This is a genomic window from Exiguobacterium sp. s127 (genome assembly GCF_018618695.1).
Taxonomy (GTDB): Bacteria; Bacillota; Bacilli; order Exiguobacteriales; family Exiguobacteriaceae; genus Exiguobacterium_A; species Exiguobacterium_A oxidotolerans.
Genome location: NZ_JACSMO010000004.1, coordinates 37,290 through 54,916 on the forward strand (window position 1 = coordinate 37,290; position 17,627 = coordinate 54,916).

17 protein-coding genes and 1 other annotated feature (1 of these 18 only partly in view) are annotated in these 17,627 nt (G+C 47.3%); of the genes, 9 read left to right on the plus strand and 8 right to left on the minus strand.

Features of this window, described 5'->3' with window-relative positions:
* Positions 1–93 precede the first annotated feature (93 nt).
* From KNP98_RS06860 to KNP98_RS06875, 4 genes are all read left to right on the plus strand, one after another.
* Positions 94–645 carry a maltose acetyltransferase domain-containing protein gene (locus tag KNP98_RS06860; protein ID WP_483298137.1) on the plus strand — a complete coding sequence of 184 codons (552 nt, stop codon included), beginning with the start codon at positions 94–96 and terminating at the stop codon, positions 643–645.
* Between the two features lie 99 nt (positions 646–744).
* Complete coding sequence (locus KNP98_RS06865; protein ID WP_088838115.1) at positions 745–1,830, plus strand: site-2 protease family protein; 1,086 nt, start codon at positions 745–747, stop codon at positions 1,828–1,830.
* 180 nt (positions 1,831–2,010) lie between these two features.
* A complete protein-coding gene (locus tag KNP98_RS06870; RefSeq protein WP_214810982.1) occupies positions 2,011–3,399 on the plus strand; it encodes an MATE family efflux transporter in 1,389 nt (462 codons plus the stop codon).
* Between the two features lie 128 nt (positions 3,400–3,527).
* Entirely contained in the window at positions 3,528–4,103 is a 576-nt protein-coding gene (locus tag KNP98_RS06875) for a 3'-5' exonuclease (protein WP_214766410.1), read from the plus strand.
* A gap of 160 nt (positions 4,104–4,263) precedes the next feature.
* On the opposite strand, the gene KNP98_RS06880 is transcribed toward KNP98_RS06875, so the two are convergent.
* From KNP98_RS06880 to KNP98_RS06890, 3 genes are all read right to left on the minus strand, one after another.
* The gene (locus KNP98_RS06880; protein ID WP_214810984.1) at positions 4,264–5,379 is read right to left on the minus strand and encodes an NADH-dependent flavin oxidoreductase; all 1,116 of its coding nucleotides are present in this window, start codon (positions 5,377–5,379) and stop codon (positions 4,264–4,266) included.
* A 101-nt stretch (positions 5,380–5,480) separates the two neighbouring features.
* Entirely contained in the window at positions 5,481–7,589 is a 2,109-nt protein-coding gene (locus KNP98_RS06885; RefSeq protein WP_214810987.1) for an MMPL family transporter, read from the minus strand.
* Positions 7,590–7,657: 68 nt separating this feature from the next.
* On the minus strand, positions 7,658–8,458 hold the full coding sequence (locus tag KNP98_RS06890) for a hypothetical protein (protein WP_088838122.1): 801 nt from the start codon (positions 8,456–8,458) through the stop codon (positions 7,658–7,660).
* Between the two features lie 108 nt (positions 8,459–8,566).
* On the opposite strand from KNP98_RS06890, the gene KNP98_RS06895 reads away from it, so the two are divergent.
* Positions 8,567–8,740 carry a YycC family protein gene (locus KNP98_RS06895; RefSeq protein ID WP_088838124.1) on the plus strand — a complete coding sequence of 58 codons (174 nt, stop codon included), beginning with the start codon at positions 8,567–8,569 and terminating at the stop codon, positions 8,738–8,740.
* Positions 8,741–8,803: 63 nt separating this feature from the next.
* Here KNP98_RS06895 and KNP98_RS06900 read toward each other — a convergent pair whose 3' ends face one another.
* Both KNP98_RS06900 and pulA read right to left on the minus strand, forming a co-directional pair.
* On the minus strand, positions 8,804–9,286 hold the full coding sequence (locus tag KNP98_RS06900) for a hypothetical protein (protein WP_029331967.1): 483 nt from the start codon (positions 9,284–9,286) through the stop codon (positions 8,804–8,806).
* 137 nt (positions 9,287–9,423) lie between these two features.
* The gene (pulA, locus tag KNP98_RS06905; protein WP_214771696.1) at positions 9,424–11,433 is read right to left on the minus strand and encodes a type I pullulanase; all 2,010 of its coding nucleotides are present in this window, start codon (positions 11,431–11,433) and stop codon (positions 9,424–9,426) included.
* A 106-nt stretch (positions 11,434–11,539) separates the two neighbouring features.
* On the opposite strand from pulA, the gene KNP98_RS06910 reads away from it, so the two are divergent.
* Positions 11,540–12,034 carry a YajQ family cyclic di-GMP-binding protein gene (locus KNP98_RS06910; RefSeq protein WP_214810989.1) on the plus strand — a complete coding sequence of 165 codons (495 nt, stop codon included), beginning with the start codon at positions 11,540–11,542 and terminating at the stop codon, positions 12,032–12,034.
* Positions 12,035–12,082: 48 nt separating this feature from the next.
* Here KNP98_RS06910 and KNP98_RS06915 read toward each other — a convergent pair whose 3' ends face one another.
* Positions 12,083–12,865 (minus strand): 3-hydroxybutyrate dehydrogenase, encoded by a 783-nt coding sequence (locus tag KNP98_RS06915; protein ID WP_214810991.1) that lies wholly within the window; start codon positions 12,863–12,865, stop codon positions 12,083–12,085.
* 115 nt (positions 12,866–12,980) lie between these two features.
* Between KNP98_RS06915 and KNP98_RS06920 the strand changes: the two genes are divergently transcribed.
* From KNP98_RS06920 to KNP98_RS06930, 3 genes are all read left to right on the plus strand, one after another.
* On the plus strand, positions 12,981–13,865 hold the full coding sequence (locus KNP98_RS06920; RefSeq protein ID WP_214810992.1) for a LysR family transcriptional regulator: 885 nt from the start codon (positions 12,981–12,983) through the stop codon (positions 13,863–13,865).
* Positions 13,866–13,951: 86 nt separating this feature from the next.
* On the plus strand, positions 13,952–14,362 hold the full coding sequence (locus KNP98_RS06925) for a carboxymuconolactone decarboxylase family protein (protein WP_214802223.1): 411 nt from the start codon (positions 13,952–13,954) through the stop codon (positions 14,360–14,362).
* 53 nt (positions 14,363–14,415) lie between these two features.
* Positions 14,416–15,009 (plus strand): metallophosphoesterase family protein, encoded by a 594-nt coding sequence (locus KNP98_RS06930; protein WP_214802226.1) that lies wholly within the window; start codon positions 14,416–14,418, stop codon positions 15,007–15,009.
* A gap of 64 nt (positions 15,010–15,073) precedes the next feature.
* Here KNP98_RS06930 and KNP98_RS06935 read toward each other — a convergent pair whose 3' ends face one another.
* Together KNP98_RS06935 and argS are read right to left on the minus strand one after the other, a co-directional pair.
* The gene (locus KNP98_RS06935; protein WP_088838133.1) at positions 15,074–15,679 is read right to left on the minus strand and encodes a hypothetical protein; all 606 of its coding nucleotides are present in this window, start codon (positions 15,677–15,679) and stop codon (positions 15,074–15,076) included.
* Positions 15,680–15,708: 29 nt separating this feature from the next.
* Positions 15,709–17,391, minus strand: coding sequence for an arginine--tRNA ligase (gene argS / locus KNP98_RS06940; RefSeq protein ID WP_088838135.1), 1,683 nt, complete (start codon positions 17,389–17,391; stop codon positions 15,709–15,711).
* 56 nt (positions 17,392–17,447) lie between these two features.
* Positions 17,448–17,627: a binding site (T-box leader), on the minus strand; it runs 41 nt beyond the window's last position.

Below are 17,627 nucleotides of genomic sequence, written 5' to 3' on the forward strand. Positions count from 1 at the left end.
GGCGACATCAAAACCGCTTTTTTTGGTATCAGTTGCTTCTCCCCGTCCGATTTAGTCTAATGAAGATATACATACCGTTAGGAGATGATTCATGTGACAGAAAAAGAAAAGATGATTCAAGGTCAGTTGTACTTGGCCGGGGATGCGGAGCTCGTGGCGGACCGGAAACGGGCGCAGATGCTTTGTCATCAATTCAACCAACTGAGCATCGAAGAGCTGCCCAACCGAAAATCTCTCCTGCAACAACTTTTCCGGACGGAACAAACGGATTTTTACATCGAACCGTCTTTTAAATGTGATTATGGCTACAACATCACGCTTGGTGCCCGGTTTTATGCCAATTACGATTGTGTGCTGCTCGACATTTGCCCGATTACGATCGGTGACAACTGTATGCTTGCTCCGGGCATCCATATCTATACAGCGACGCATCCGTTAGATCCTGTCGAACGAAATAGTGGGTATGAATTCGGCAAACCCGTCGTCATCGGGGATAACGTCTGGATCGGCGGACGAGCTGTCATTAATCCCGGTGTGACGATTGGCGATAATGCGGTCATCGCTTCCGGGAGCGTCGTCGTTAAAGATGTCCCTGCGAATACGGTCGTGGGTGGAAACCCTGCTAAGATCCTCAAAACGATTTGATATGGGAAACAGACTGAACCGGCGGCAAATGAAACTTTTTTTCTTAATTTGGCGTACACTAGAGACAGAACGTCATATTTATGGAAGAAGGAATTCATGATGGATAAAAAACGTTGGGGAGGCCTTGCCGTCGCCGGAGCATTTTTGCTCTCGAAAGGAAAGGTCGTCCTTGCACTCTTAAAATTTTCGAAGTTCGGAGGAACGCTGATTTCGTTCGGTATTTCGCTTCTCTTTTATGCCCAAATTTTTGGTGTTTGGTTTGGTGTTGGTTTGCTTTACCTATTGTTCATTCATGAGATGGGACATTTAGCTGCTGCAAAACGCCTGGGTTTTAAGACGGGACCAGCGATTTTCGTTCCGTTCATGGGGGCCGTCATCGGGATCAAAGATACATTCCGAACGCCGAAACAAGAAGCAATCTTAGCCTACGGGGGTCCGCTCGCCGGACTGCTCTCCCTTATCCCGCTTTTGATTGGATATGCCGTGACAGGAAATGATTTTTGGCTCGTTATCTTCCACTTAGGTGCCCTGCTCAATCTATTCAATTTACTCCCGGTCAGTCCGCTCGATGGCGGACGGATTTTAGCTGGTCTGCCGATCGTCGTCTGGATTGCAGGACTCGCTGCCCTGATTGCCTACGGTCTCACCCATTTCAGCATCATCTTATTGTTGATCGCTTTCCTCGGCGGCAGTGCCGTCTGGAAACGGTACCGTTTTGCGAAACAATACGAAGACAATCAATCCGTCCTGATGTTGTACCGGGCAGCCCGCAACCGTGTTTTACAAGCAAAAGCGGAACAGGAACAACAGCCAATCGCTGAACCGGCTGAGAGCGATCAACTCGACTCAGGTGAGACTACAGTCTCCGCTACATCGAGCTATGATCCGATTGCATGGACTTTACGCCATGACTTGCAAAGTCTGCGGAGTGCAAGTCCGGAAGAAGCAAAACCAGCTGCTGACGAACTCTTACGCTATCAATATGATTCGGCGAATGATTACGATGCCTTGCTGCGTCGACTCGACCAACGCATCGAACCGTTGCTTGAAGCGGAAAAATCGGTTGAGTACCACCAGATGCCGAAAAAACAACAAGCGATTACGTTAGTTGCCTATTTGGCACTCGGAGCGATTCTCTTCCTCGCTTTCGAATACTCAAAAGGCTATTTACCGTTACCCTCTTAACGCGCAAACACTCCGTCACTGTACTTTTGTCGGAGTGTTTTTGTTTTCATACCGATTCGTCACAAGGACAGAACAGTTCCTCTTTGCACATTGCCTGGAGTGATTTCTTGCATCTGCCGACCCAAGCGACTAGTCTGAGTAAAAGTCAACGTACTTACCTTAAAGGAGGCTCTCCTACCGATGAATAAGAATACTGCCCAACTGGGAGATGCACCCATCAATAAATTATTGATTGGATTATCGCTCCCGGCGATGATTGGTATGCTCGTCACTGCGCTCTATAACATCGTCGATACGATTTTTGTCGCCCAAGGAATTGGGACGATTGCTGTCGCTGCCGTCGGAATCGCGTTTCCCGTCCAACTCGTTTTGATGGCGATTGCTAATTCACTTGGAATCGGCGGTGCCGCGATTGCCTCCCAACGACTCGGTCAAAAAAATTTAATCGGAGCCAGTCGCGCATATGCGAATGTCTTGATGGTCGTGTTCGTCGTCAGTATGCTCGCCATCGTCTCCGCCTTCATCTTCGTCGAGCCATTGTTGCGTGTCTTCGGGGCAACCGATGAAATCATGCCATACAGCATCGATTTCTTGCGTGTTTTGCTGTTCGGTTCCCCATTCTTCATGTTGACGATGGCATCAAGTGCGATGTTACGGGCAGAAGGACGCGCCAACTATCAAATGCGTGTCATGTTGACAACTGTCGCGATTAATACGATTTTGACCCCTTTGTTCATCTTCGGATTCGATTGGGGCATTAAAGGAGCGGCACTCGGGACCGTCGTCGCTCAAATCGTCGGTTCCATTTTGATTTTCCGGTTCTTCTTTACGAAACAGAAAAAGACAAGTCTCCTATTAGACCGTGAAGCCTTCCGTTTTGAACCAAAGCTTGTTGTCCGGATGTCGCAAATCGGTTCGTCGTCCTTCATCATGCAAGTTTCCCAATCGATTTTGTTCATCACCGTCAACCATATGCTCGTCCGATACGGGGGGACGACGGAACTTGCGACCTTCGCCGTCATCAACAAATTCATGGCGCTCGTCGGGATGCCGATCATGGGAATCGTCCAAGGGATGCAACCAATCGTCGGCTACAACTTTGGTTCGAAACAATTCGACCGCATGTCGCTCGCCATCAAACTTGCGATGCGGTACGGTCTGTCATTATCGATTACACTTTGGTTATTGATTCAACTCTTCCCACGCTTCTGGGTCGGAATGTTCACGAATGATACCGCACTGCTCGATGATGGTTCGACCGCGATGCGGATTCTTTTCGCCGTCTCGTTTGTCTATGGGATTCAGATGATCATTAACGGCATGTATCAATCACTCGCGAAAGCCCGTGTCGCGCTTTTCCTTTCTTTATCACGTCAAACACTTTACACGATTCCACTCGTGTTGATTTTACCGATGTTCTTCGGCGTCAGCGGTGTCTGGTTCGCCTTTCCGATTGCTGACTTGATGGCAGTCCTGACTGCGAGTGTCTTTGCTTATCGCGACCGGGTCATGCTCTTTAAACCCCAAGAATATACAGAACCAGCACCTGAAGCCGTTCAAGCTAAATAATTATCATCGCCGTCCCGTTCACATGTCATGTGAGCGGGTTTCTTGAAGAAAAAAAGATGCTTGGGCCGAAATACGAACATGCATTCTAAGTCTGAATACGGTATGCTCTAAGAAAAGGAGTGATGATTATGGTACAACCCTATACATTAGCCATCGACTTTGAAACAGCGAATCGAAACAGTCGCAGTATTTGTGCATTCGGTTGGTCTGTCCTCGCGAACGGTCAGGTCGTTACGAGTAATCAAGTCTTGATCAATCCAGAAGAAGAGTTCGATGCCGGAAATATTCGGGTCCATGGCATCCGTCCGAGTGACGTTTGGAACGAACCTGCTTTACCGGAAGCGATGGAACAACACGGCTTATATGATTTGATTGCCGGTGCCGAACTGATTGTTGCACACAATGCAGCATTTGACATGGGTGCTCTGCAAAAAGCAATTCAAAAGTATGACTTGTATCAAATCCCCGCATTTCGATATGGCTGCACCGTCAAGCTATCCCGTAAACTTTATCCGTGGCTGCCGAATCATAAATTGAACACGATGGCCGAGTTTTTAGGTGTATCGTTTAAACACCACGATGCAAAGGAAGATGCCTACATTTGCGCATTGTTGCTAAACGATATGCTCGACCGGACAAATCTTGACCATCCCGTCACCCTCCACGAATTTTGTGGTGTACGAATGGGACAAGTCGCTTATTAATTCTTGTTTCATAGGCGATTTGTTCGGATAAAATAAGATGACGCTCATGGTTGCTTTTCCCTTTGGAAGCAATCCACGACGGAACGCGCTTTAAAACGTCTGCATGCTAAAAGGAGGACTCGACTACATCGTCGAAGCCTCCTTTTTTTAAGCGCGTTGTTTAGTTTGTTGTTTGTTTAATCGGGAACCAGCCTGGACGGCTAATAATTCCTTGCCACAGTGCATCCGGCATCACGAGTTCTGCTTGTGTTGTTGGATCAAGTTCTGTCCGAATCGACGCGACGTCTCCTGCTTCGACTTTTTCGACCCAGTTCGGTTCCATGATTAATTCACGACCGAGTGCGACGAGTGGCACTTCTGTCAAGGCACGCTCGACTTCTTCTGGTGTGTGGAGTGATCCGACACCGATGACTGGAACTTGTTGTCCCACACGCTCTTGAACGAGTGTGATTGGTGAACGTGTTTCGTTTTCATCACGAATCGAACCAGCAAAGAAGTCCATGACGGAGACGTGCAGGTAGTCTAAGTCTTTTTTAGCGAGTACATCAACGAGCTGCATTGTGTCTTCTAGTGTAATCCCCGGGTTTTCGATTTCTTCTGGTGAGAAGCGATATCCGACGATGAACGATGGGTCTTGTTTTGCGACCGCTTCGACTGCATCGACGACAGCAAGTGGGAATGCCAAACGTTTTTCAAGGCTGCCACCCCATTTGTCATCACGACGGTTTGAGTGTGGTGAGACGAATTGTTGAATCAGGTACGTATTTGCACCATGAATTTCAACACCATCAAATCCAGCTTCCATCGCACGACGCGTCGCTTGACCGAATGCTTCGATGATGGCTTCGACTTCTTCTGCTTCGAGTGCACGTGGTGTCATGGCACCTTCACGTTCTGGCGCTACAGCACTCGCGCTGACTGTCTGTCCGCCGACGAGTTCTGGTGGTGCCATCCGGCCTGCATGGAAAATTTGAAGAATCGCTTTTGCGCCTTTGTCTTGGATTGTTGTTGCAAGACGTTTTAAGCTTGGAATGAGTTCATCACGCTCTGCGCCGAATTCATTCGGGAAACCTTGTCCATCCGCTGTGACGTTGGCACAAGCTGTGATGACTGCACCGACGCCGCCTGAACGTGCTGCATAATAAGCGAGTTCCGCTTCCGAAACTTCACCATTCTCTTCTGCCGCATAGTTGGTCATCGGCGCCATCATGACGCGGTTTTTCAATGTCACTCCGTTTGGAAGTGTAAACGTATCAAACATCTTTTCATTAGCCATTGAAACATATCCTCCTCTGAAATCTTAACTTGAATATCGTCAGTATACGCTCGGACTTTTCAAAATACCTAATGATGTGCCTAGCCAATCTGCTCGCTTGTTTAGTGGAGCTTCATTTGGCGTTTCCGTCGACCGCCCGGCCACCACCAGTTCCAGTGTCCGAATAACTTCATCAAGGCTGGAACTAACAGCATCCGAACAATCGTCGCATCGATGAAGATCGCGAGCGCAATCCCGACACCGAGTTGCTTAATCGGGCTGACACCCGTGAAGGCAAACGCTCCCGTGACGACAATCATGATCAAGGCAGCCGATGTGATGATTTTACTTGTTTTCGCAAGCCCCATTTCCGTCGCCACGTCATTGTCACCCGTCTCGTCATAGTATTCTTCCATCCGTGAAACTAAAAACACTTCATAGTCCATCGATAAACCGAATACGAGCGAGAAGATAAAGACCGGCGTCAAAATGCCAATCGTTTCTGCCGGAAAAACGAGTCCTGATTCAAATAAAATGACGAGCAATCCGAATGTCGCACCGAGACTGAGTAAGTTCATCAAAATCGCTTTAATCGGAATTAAGATCGAGCGAAACGCAATCAATAAAATCAAGAACGTCGCGAGTAACACGACACTGAGCGCAAGCGGCATCTTGTCATAAATCTCATCGTAGATTTCTTGATTGAATGCGGCAGGACCACCAATCGTAAAGCCCATTTCCCGGACTTTCCTGACCCAGTCCTGCGAGGCTTGATCACCGGGGTCACCGGCTAAATTGACGTTCACCCGGGCGACGTCCGCGTCAAACGCAATCCAAGGGGTCAACTGTTGTTTCGCCTGCTCGATTTGAACGGCTTGCTGCAAATCGAGTCCGTTCTGCTCGGCTAAGGTCGCGCCGGAAATTACTTCTTTCACACCGCTATCTGTTTGAAACTGTCGTGTCGCGTCCTCGAGACGACTGAGTCCTGCTTCAGACGAAAAGTCTCCCTCGACTAACACGACTGCGTCGGTCCCGTCATCCCCAAACGTTTTTTCCCATGACTCAAAAGCAAGCCTTGATGCATAATCTTCCGGCAGGGCACTCGCTTGCGGAATGTTCAACTCAATATCACGCAATGGAATCAAGCACGGGACGAGTAATATCAATGAAAATACCGTAATCGCCACAGGACGCTTCATGACGAAGCGCGCCAGATTCCGCCAGCGTCGTTCACCACGATCCGAGCCCGACTTAAAAATCCGTCCTTTTTCTAATCCTGCACCGAACAGTGCGAGCAAGGCGGGTAATAACGTGATGGCACTAATGACCGCGCCAAGTACCGAGACGAGTGTCCCGATTGCGACCGCTTGAAAGACGTCGACATCGATGACTAACAGACCAGCGAGCCCGACAAAGACGCAAATCCCAGAAAATAAAATCGAACGACCGGCTGTCGCGACAGAGACTTCTGCTGCCCGCGCAATCGAATACCCTTTGCCCTGTTCCTCTCGAAAACGATTGACGTAAAGCAGTGAAAAATCGATTCCGAGCGCGAGTGAGATCATCGCGACGGCGTTTAGAACGAAAATCGATAACTCTTGTTGTCCCGCGACAAAATAGAGAATCCCGGCACCGAAGATGAACGTAACGAGTCCCATGATGAGCGGTAAGACAGCTGCCAAGGGTGTCCCGAAGACGATAAGTAAGACAAGTAAAGCCGCTGGAACACCAATCAATTCAGCACGAACCAAATCGTTTTTCGAGGCCGTGTTCAAGTCGTCGACGATCAGTGGTTCTCCAGTTAGACGGACAGTTACATCACTCGGAACATCCAGCTTGTTTTCGATGGCTTTTGCCCATGTCCGTTCGATGTCCGGTGTCCCGACCGTAAGATATCCTTTGCCGTCCCGAATCGCTTGTGGATTTTCGGTTGGTCCAACGACCTGTCCGACTCCTTTGATGTCACGAAACAACGTGACATGCCGCGTCATTTCTTTGCGAATCGTTTGTTCATCCCCTTCAAACAAGACGATGATTTGATGGGGGTCTTGCTTAAATTCTTGTTCTAACACCTGCTCCACTTGTTGAAATTCCCCATCACGGGTGAAGCCGTTCCCTTTCAATTGATCGGGTAACTGAAGGGCGAAATACCCAAGGACAATCAGTGCAATCAACCAGACGAGACTGATGCTTTTTCGAAAACGAACAATCTTCTGACCAAGACGTTCCATCTGTCGACTCCTCCTTTTTTCTACTTAGACAGCAAAAACATCCTTCGTACGACCGACAAAGGATGTGTTTACGTCTTGTGAAAAATTTGAACCCACGTGTTTCCGAAATTCGGTGACGTCGAAACGATTGCTAGTCGTCTTGCCTGTTCGTCAAGCAACAGACTTTTTAACAATACGGACGACTGACACCCTTCAAATTTAAACTTTAATTGTTTATCCTCATAGAGGTAAAATCGTGTCGCATCTGTGACAGAAAACAATTGTTTCTGACTATCGACGAGTGAATATTCTTCATAGTCCGAGAACGGGATGACTTGTTCTTCTTGCTTGACCGCATCCCAAATGACGTATCGCGTCTGATCGGGATCGTACGAGATAATCGTCGCCGGCGCAATAAATCGTTCGAACGTCAATTGTTCATTGTATCCACGCTCGACGATGCGCCCTAATAAAGGGGCTTCTTCATAGTCTGAAAAAGTTCCTGCTTCCGTCATCAAATCAAAGCGGACGATATCCGTTTCCGCTGCGTATAAGAACAGTTGATTGCCACTCCACTCATACAGGTTACTAAACCAAGCATCCGCCCAGATATCCGGGCGATTCATATATGTTATCTGACCATTCTTTAAATCAAGTAATCCGAAGACAATCGTTTCTTCGAAGACGATGAACGCACGACTTCCATTCGGTTCGAGGTACCACGTGAATGGAACATAAGCACAGGCTGTTTCCCAAACTATTTTTAAATCCGCATCGCATTTCGTAAATCCTCCTTGCTCTCGAAACAAGACGAATTCCTCTCCTACTCGTTCAAATAACGATACCGATTCATGGAGCAACAGCTCAGCCGCTGGTTTATACATATACATCACTTCCTACCTCCTACGGTATCAACCTTCTTGATTTCTAGCTACTGTCGATGCGCTCGCGTTGTATGTCTTGTATACTAGAACCAATCATCAAAAGGAGGATCTTTCATGAAACCATTACAACTTTCTGCTGATACGGCAGTCGAGCTCGCGAAGCGTCTGAATGTACCACTCGAACAATTGATGCATATGCCGCGTCACATCTTAATCCAAAAGTTAGTCGAACTCGAGAGCGAACAAGCGGATGCTGCAACTGAATCAAGTGATGAGGAGACAAACTGAGCTCCACTTCTGACAAGCAGCACTCCAATCCGTACGAAAAAAAGAGGCGCTAGGCCTCTTTTTTTACGCTTGCGGATTATACTCCGACTTGCCGTACCGAAAGACATTGACAATTGCTTTCCCATCACTCGGATATCCATTCGGATGATCGATCGGAAAGAGTGAAAAGAAAACAAAGTAGAAGGAGAAATAAGCGAATTGATACGTAAAGATCGATGCTTCGAACACTCCGGCATAAATCAATCCGTTGACGATTAAAATACCTGCAACGTTCGCTAACGAACCACCCAAGTACACCATGATGTTCGTAAATTTATTTTCATGCCGGAGTGCCTCATACTGGCACCAGCCATCCCAAAAGTAAATTCGATTCAAACGAATCGGTCCGACACGTACCAATGACTTGCCTGACCCAATATTGATTTCCATATTTCCTCCGAACAATCGTGCGAAGAAATAATGCCCCATTTCATGAATTAATGTCACAATCGGTAATAACAGAAAAAACGATAAGAAAAATTTCCAGATATCATCAAATCCAAACATGCTGACGCTCCCTTTCAGAAAACTAATCCTCTAAATACTACTTAATCTATTTTCCCGCATCAGATGAATTAAAACTGGATTATCTAAAAAGAATTAATACGAAAAGATGACAGCCGCAACGCGACTGCCATACTAGGTTACTCTTTTTTTCGACGTTTGTTTGCTGCATATAAGAGACCGATGATCGTCAATGCCGCGCCACCCGCGACCGCATACTTTTTATAGTCTGCTTTTCGCTCGGCCACTACGGTCGTTGTCAGTGCCGGAATCAATAATTCCCGTTCCTCGTGCAGACGAGGCGCATGAATTTTGACTGCCCCGTTTTCGACAAGCACTTCGAACTCACCACTTGGCAATTCAATCGTTACGTCTTCATCTGTCGCATTATGATAGACGCGTTGCCGCTCGACGTAACCTTCATACGTCCGCTTCAGCTCATATGCAATGATGCCTTCCCCTTCTTCTAGGAAGCGGAGATGTTTGCGAATCATCGCTGTATTTTCAAGGCGGAACATCGGATATTGACGACGCATCGCTATCAACCCTTTGACATATTCAACGGAAGAACTGAATGTCTCTGCCCGTTCATAATCAAGCCGATTCACGACTTCTCCCGCATTGAAACTATCACGAATCCCATCCTTCGTCCGGAAGAACTCTTGACCCGCGTGGAGGAACGGAATCCCTTGTCCCGTCAAAATGATCGCATTGGCAAGCATTTGACGCTTACGTCGTACTTCATCCGTATCCTCCGGGCGTGAGACAGAGAGCTTGTCCCAAACTGTTAAGTCGTCATGCGCTTCGACATAGGAGACGACTTGGTTCGGCTCATCCGCAAAGCCTTGCGATGAAACGTTCCCGGCAATCCCGCGCTTGACTTCATTCGTCCGATCGAACGCCCCACTGATAAAGCCGCGGTTCTCCGGTGTTTGGACATCTCCTTTTAACCCGTCACGCAAGCCGTTATTAAAGTGTGCAATCCCCGGCATCTGCGGGGCATTGAAATAGTTCGCTTTTTGGTCGAGCGGTAACGGTGTATCAAGATCCCAGCCTTCACCGATGATTAAAATCGACGGGTCGATTCGATCGAGTGCATGACGAACTTGGTTCATCGTTTCGATATCGTGGAGTCCCATCAAGTCGAACCGGAATCCGTCGAGATGATACTCTTTTGCCCAGTACGTCACGCAATCGATGATGAATTTCCGCATCATGAAACGCTCAGAAGCTGTGTCATTGCCACAGAAACTACCATTCGAAAGCGTTCCGTCTGCCGCTTGACGGTAAAAGTAACCCGGAACGAACTGACCAAGCGGAACCTTTTCTGCTTCATAGGTATGGTTGAAGACGACATCCATGATGACTCGGATTCCACGGTCATGCAGTGCCTGGACCAATTCTTTGAGCTCACGGATGCGTGCTTTCGGATCATCTGCGTTTGATGAATAGGAACCTTCCGGTGCAAAGAAATTGACCGGATCGTATCCCCAATTGTAATTATCCGGATCGTTTGGTGCTGCTTCGTTGACCGAACCGAAATCATAGATAGGAAGTAATTGGACGTGCGTCACACCTAAATCAGCTAAGTAGTCGAGTCCCGTCAATCCACCATTTTTCGTCCGCGTACCTGCTTCCGTCAATCCGCGGAACGTACCTCGTTCGACCACACCACTCGCCGGATGACTTGTCGCGTCGCGAACGTGCAACTCATAAATGACAGCATCTTGTGACGAATGGAACATCGGTCGCTCCTCAATCCAACGGTCCGGTTGTACGTTGGACGGATCGATTAATGCACCACGCTTTCCGTTCGTTCCGACTGCTTTTGCATAAGGGTCGACCGCTTCGACTTTCTGACCGTCGACGATGGCTTGAAATGTATAAAAATAACCTTCATACACAGCACGATCGAGTTCTGCGACGAATGTCCCCCGTTCAGCGGCTGACAGTTCGACTTCCTCTACTTTTCTTGCACGCAGCGTCCGGTACAGACGGATGACCACACGTTCCGCCGTCGGTGCCCACAATCGAACACGAATCGTCGTCTCTTCAAAAGTCGCACCCAAGTCCATTCCTCTATAGGCATAACGCTCATCCATCTCCTTTGGCGTGAGCGTCAACATATCTGCTGTTTGTTTCAAAGCCATGCACCCCTTTCATTTCATGGTATTCATTATAACAAAATTTCAAAGTGGTGGACGCTTCCGCTGTTCCTCTCTAAAATAGAGAATAGAACGAAAGGGGAGATGCCATATGGCAGCAAAAGATAATTCATTTGATATCGTGTCACAAATCAACATCGAGGAAGTCAAAAACGCGATGCAAGTCGCACTGAAGGAAATTACGAACCGCTTTGATTTTAAAGGTTCGAAGAGTGACATGAAACTTGAGAAAGAGGATTTAATCCTCATCTCGGATGACGACTTTAAACTCGATCAAGTCAAAGACGTCTTGACGACGAAGTTGATTAAACGTGAAGTCCCGACAAAGAACTTACAGTATGAAAAAGTCGAACAGGCAGCCGGGAACACAGTCCGTCAACGTGTCATCCTAAAGAGCGGAATCGACCGTGATGATGCGAAAAAAATCAACAATGCCGTCAAAGAATCCAAATTAAAAGTCAAAGCGCAAATTCAAGATGACCAAATCCGTGTCACGGCTAAATCGCGTGATGACTTGCAACAAGTCATGCAGATCGTCCGTGAGTTACCATTATCTGTCGACGTCCAGTTCATCAATTTCCGTTAAGCAGCAAAAATCCCTTTCTCCAAGTCGGAGGAAGGGATTTACTTATGCTCATTGCGCTGTATATCCACCATCAAGGACGACGGCTTGACCTGTCACGCCAGCTGCTTTATCACTTGATAAGAAAATTGCATAATCTGCGATTTCTTTCACTTGCAACAAACGCTGTTGTGGGACGAGCGGGTAGATGACTTCTTCTAAGACAGACTCAAGTGGTACGTTCCGTGTTTCAGCGAGTGAAGACAATTGTTTTTGGACGAGTGGTGTATCGACGTAACCCGGGCAAATCGCATTGACCGTAATACCGGATGTCGCACCTTCAAGTGCTGCTACTTTCGTTAAGCCAATCACGCCATGTTTCGCACTGTTGTATGCAGCTTTCCCGGCGAAGCCAATCAAACCATTAATGGATGACATGTTAAGAATCCGTCCGAATCCTTGTTTTTTCATGATCGGGAACACGTATTTCGTATAGAGGAATGGTGCCCGTAACATGATACTTTGCATCAAATCAAACGTCTCTGTCGAGAAGTCTTCGATGGGTGAGACGTGTTGCATGCCGGCGTTATTGATGACGATATCAATTTTTCCGTAATGCGCCATCGTCTGTTCGATACTCGATTTAATCGCCGCTTCACTCGTTACGTCACCCGCGACCGCAAAAGCGTCAAAACCTTTATCCGTCAGTGCTTCTGCTGCACTTTTTGCTGCCTGCTCCTGCAAGTCGACAATCACGACCTTAGCGCCTTCTTGCGCAAATTCTTCAGCGATTTCAAGACCGATTCCACTTGCTGCTCCAGTAATTAACGCTACTTTTCCTTCAAGTTGTTTCATTGTTATCTACTCCTTCTTTACGGTTTCACTTCTTTTACTGTACGCTTGCAAAAACAATAATAAAAATGAATCCTTATTATGCTATGTATAACCATTAGGAATAGGAGGAAATACGATGGATTTTCGACAACTCGAATATTTTACTGAAGTCGCCCGGTTTAAAAGTTTCACGCGTGCTGCCGATTATCTTCATGTCACGCAACCGACTTTAAGTAAGATGGTCCGCAGCCTTGAAGAAGAACTCGATATTGCACTATTTGATCGCAGTAAACGGCAAATCGTGTTGACAGACGCTGGTGAAACACTCCTTCTTGAAGGTGAAAAAATCTTACGTCAACTTTCTGATCTCCCCTCTCATCTCTATGACGTAATGCACTTAACAAAAGGAACCATCCGGATCGGACTTCCTCCGTTAATCGGTTCACTCTTTTTCCCCCGTCTGCTGCATAAATTTTCAGAACAGTACCCGATGGTAACAATCGACATCGTCGAGGCCGGCGGTCACGCCTTAGAGAAAGCCATCGTCGCGGGTGACGTCGATTTAATTGCGACCGTCTTTCCTGCAGATGAAAACTTAACCGTTTACCCCTTTATGGAAGAAGAGCTGCACCTTTTTTTACCGGAACACCATCCGCTCGCTTCACGCGCTTCCATCGCGTTAGAAGAAGTTTCACAGATGCCGTTCGTTTTGTTTAATGAAACCTTCTCTCTCCATAACGTCGTTTTAAACGCCTGCCGAACGGCTGGTTTTGAACCGACTGTCACACATGTCAGTTCGCAGTGGGATTTCCTTTGTCTGCTCGTCGCAGAAGAAAATGCCGTGACACTTCTCCCCCGTTCGCTCGCAAACCGGATTCAAGTCAACGGGGTCAAAACAGTTCCGTTAGAAACTCGCGTACCCTGGCAATTAGGTGTCGCTGTCCCGACCGGACGTTATCAGTCGTATGTCACACGGGAGTGGATTCGTTTCGTCCAAGATTCTTATTCACAAAAAGAATGATATGTATAAAAACCATGTATTTGTAGCATGGTTTTTCTTTCGTTATGATGGGATGTATCGTTACTTCAGAAAGGAAGTTATTTACTATGTCAACGCATGAAACACGTCACGAAGTCGGTCTCAAAAAATTAAGTGAGTTCACAGATGCGAATTCAGCTCAATCCACACATGATAAAATCTCAGAGTCATTAAAAGACATCGCACCTGCCGTCGGCGAATGGATTACAGATTTTGCTTACGGTGAAGTGTATAGTCGCACTGGACTCGGGAACCGTGACCGTGCACTCGTCACAATCTCGACGCTCGTCACACAAGGAACAGAACCGCAACTTGCCTTACACATCAACACGGGGTTAACAGCCGGTCTCTCAGGAAATGAAATCGTCGAAGCCATCATGCACCTCGTGCCCTATACAGGTTTTCCGCGTGTCTTAAATGCCCTTGAAGTCGCAAAAACTGTTTTCGCAGAACGTGGTATCACGGTCGAAACAGAATAAGGATAAATGCGGTATCACCCAGGGTATAGCCTTGTATAAGGGGGAGATGCCGCATGCAGTACGCATTGATTGCAGACTTGCACAGTTCATTTTCGGATACACGTGCTGTGCTACAAGACATTCGTAAACGCGCTCCCGCGGCAACGATTTTTTCACTCGGTGATTTGCACGAGTGTCATGTCGGGAAAAAAAGAGCGCGTCGTTACACGTATGAATCGATTGCCCATGTCGTAACGCTCAATTCAGAGTATCTCCAGTTACTTGATTTCGAGACGTTACTCGGCAATCAAGAAGAACGAATTTTTTCAATCGTCCCAACCGGCGTATCCGGACTGCTTGACCGACTCCGGTCGGTCCCCCGGACAAAGCAAGTGGGTGACGATGTCCTGTTTTTACACGGTGATCAGTTCGAGTGGAGTTATACGTTAGTACCGAACACCTCCCAATTCGAACAACGACTATTGTTTTTCGGTCATAGTCATCAACGTGGTTTGTTTCGCGACGGACGCCGGTTGTCGACGCAACTGGACGTTCCGATTTCCATCAAAAAAGAACGATATGCTGTCAATGTCGGTCCTGTTCTCGTCGAGCGAGAATGGTTGCTCTACGACACACAGGAAGAATCCATCGTCTACCGCCAAGCATGATAAAAAGACCCTCGGGTTAAAAGCTGGAGTCATCTCCATGCTTTCATCCGAGGGTCTTTTCTGATTACAGGTAACGGACGAGTGAAGCTTTCACTAAATCGACCTGCGTTAATTCATGTTTCTCGACGAATTTATCGACGACACGACGTACTTCTCCTTGACGACGGACGAAGCTTGTCGGGACCGGTGTTTTGCCGACAAGTTGTTCGTATAACGTCGTCAATTGATGATCATCGATGACGGTTGTCATCGAATCGAGGAACAATAAGACGTGGAGACGGTTGAGATAGTCCCATGGCTTGTCTTCCGACCGGAATTCATTCCGGGCCAACCATTTTTTAAGACCAATCGCATCGATTTCACTGAGTGTTTCCTTCGAACGTGGTGCTTTCCAAAGCGCTAAAAGTTCACCTAATTTTTTACGCGTTTGTTTTTTACCCATGAAAAATTCGAAGTTCACTTTCGTTTCGAGTGCATCTCCACTAACGGGTGCGATTAAATCGGCACCTGGTGCGGTCACGACATCAAAGATGAAGTCGACAGACTCTCCAGGCAACCACGTTGCCACTCTCCCGTGAAAATCAGCGATGAACGCAATCGCTTCTTTCATGTCTTCGTTCTTGATTCGTTCTGCTGCCTGCTGCAACCGTTCGTTTGTTTCTTTATTCATATGCTAACCCCATCTTTAATTTAATTTTATTACATTTCTTCTGGAGCGCCGACACCGAGGAGGCGTAGACCTTCCGTCAATACAATCGTAACCGATTTCACGAGTGCAAGGCGAGATTGTTTTGCCGCATCCTCTTCAAGGACACGTACTTGACCATAATATTTGTTAAAGCTTTGTGCGAGATCAAGGACATAACGGCTGATGATGGATGGTTCACGACGCACGAACGCCCGGTCAATGACTGCCGAGAATTGGTTAAGCATCGAGACGACCCCCCAGGCATAATCGTCAGCACTTCCGTCGAAGGCTGCACCATCATAGCCGCCTTTACGGAGTAACGAGTTGGCACGGGCATTTGTGTACTGAACGTATGGACCCGTCTCCCCTTCGAATTTCAACATCTGCTCGAGATCGAACTCGATATTGTTCATGCGTTCGTTTTTAAGGTCATGGAAGATGACTGCGCCGACGCCGACTTGTTGTGCTGTTTGGTCGGCATTCGCAAGGTTCGGATTTTTCTCGGCGATATTTTGTTTTGCGACGTTGATTGCATCTTGAAGGACTTCCTCAAGCAAGACGATCCGCCCTTTACGCGTCGACATCTTTTTGCCATCTTTCATGATCAGACCGAATGGTACATGGTGCATGCCGTCAACATTATCAAAACCAAGCTTTTTCAAAACCGCAAACAACTGTTTGAAATGGAGCGCTTGTTCTCCGCCGACAACATAAAATGCTTGTTCGAAACGGTACGTCTCGAGACGATAGACCGCAGCTGCCAAGTCGCGTGTCGCGTAAAGCGTCGCGCCATCTTTTTTCTTGATTAGCGCAGGTGGCATACCTTCTGCTTCAAGATCAACGACCATCGCGCCTTCAGACTCGACGAGCAGTTCTTTTTCTTCTAATAAGTCAATGACATGCTGCATTTTGTCATTATAGAAGGCTTCTCCGTTCAGGCTGTCGAACTGTACACCAAGCATGTCGTAAACACGGCTGAATTCGACGAGTGAAACTTCACGGAACCATTTCCAAAGAACGGTTGCCTGTTCGTCACCTTGCTCGAGTTTTTTGAACCAGGCCCGACCTTCATCTTCAAGTTCCGGCTTACTTTCTGCTTCTTCATGGAACCGGACATAGAGTTTCAATAGTTCTTTGATTGGCTCAGCCCGGACATCTTCTTCTTTACCCCACATGTTGTAAGCCACCATCAATTTACCAAACTGCGTGCCCCAGTCGCCTAAGTGGTTGATCCCAACGACCTCATATCCTTTTTTACGTGAAATTTGGTTTAATGCATTTCCAATGACCGTCGAACGCAAATGTCCCATCGAGAACGGCTTCGCGATGTTTGGTGAAGAGAAGTCAGTGACAATCGTCTTCCCATTCGACTCACTTGATCCGTAGTCCGCTTTTTCGTTTAAGACACGATTGACGATTTCTTGCGAGACGACCTCACGGTTCAAGAAGACGTTGACATATGGTCCGACTGGTTGAACGTTCGCAAAGAGTGGATTATCGATTTTTTCAGCGACATCTACTGCAATCATGTTGGGTGCTTTGCGGAATGCTTTCGCCAACAAGAAGCAAGGGAATGCGAGATCTCCGTGGTCTTCATGTTTCGGTTGTTCAATCAGTTGCTCAATTTGTTCAAGTGTCAATGCGTCTCCGATGACTCCTTGTAAAACTTCAGCATATTGTTGTTTGTAGCTCATTGTATTACCTCCAACAGTTTATTTTTTCCAATAAAAAACGCCCTTTGCGCAACTCGCAAAGAGACGGAATGACCGCGGTACCACTCTTCTTGGTGTCGTTTTCGACACCCACCTTAATTGGGGATAACGGGGTTCCCCCGGCTACGCCTGATCGTTACGATTCGGATAGCGTCTCTGAAGTGCGTTTCACGATTTCTTTGTCCATTCAGGCTTCCACCGTTTCCTGATTCGCTGGC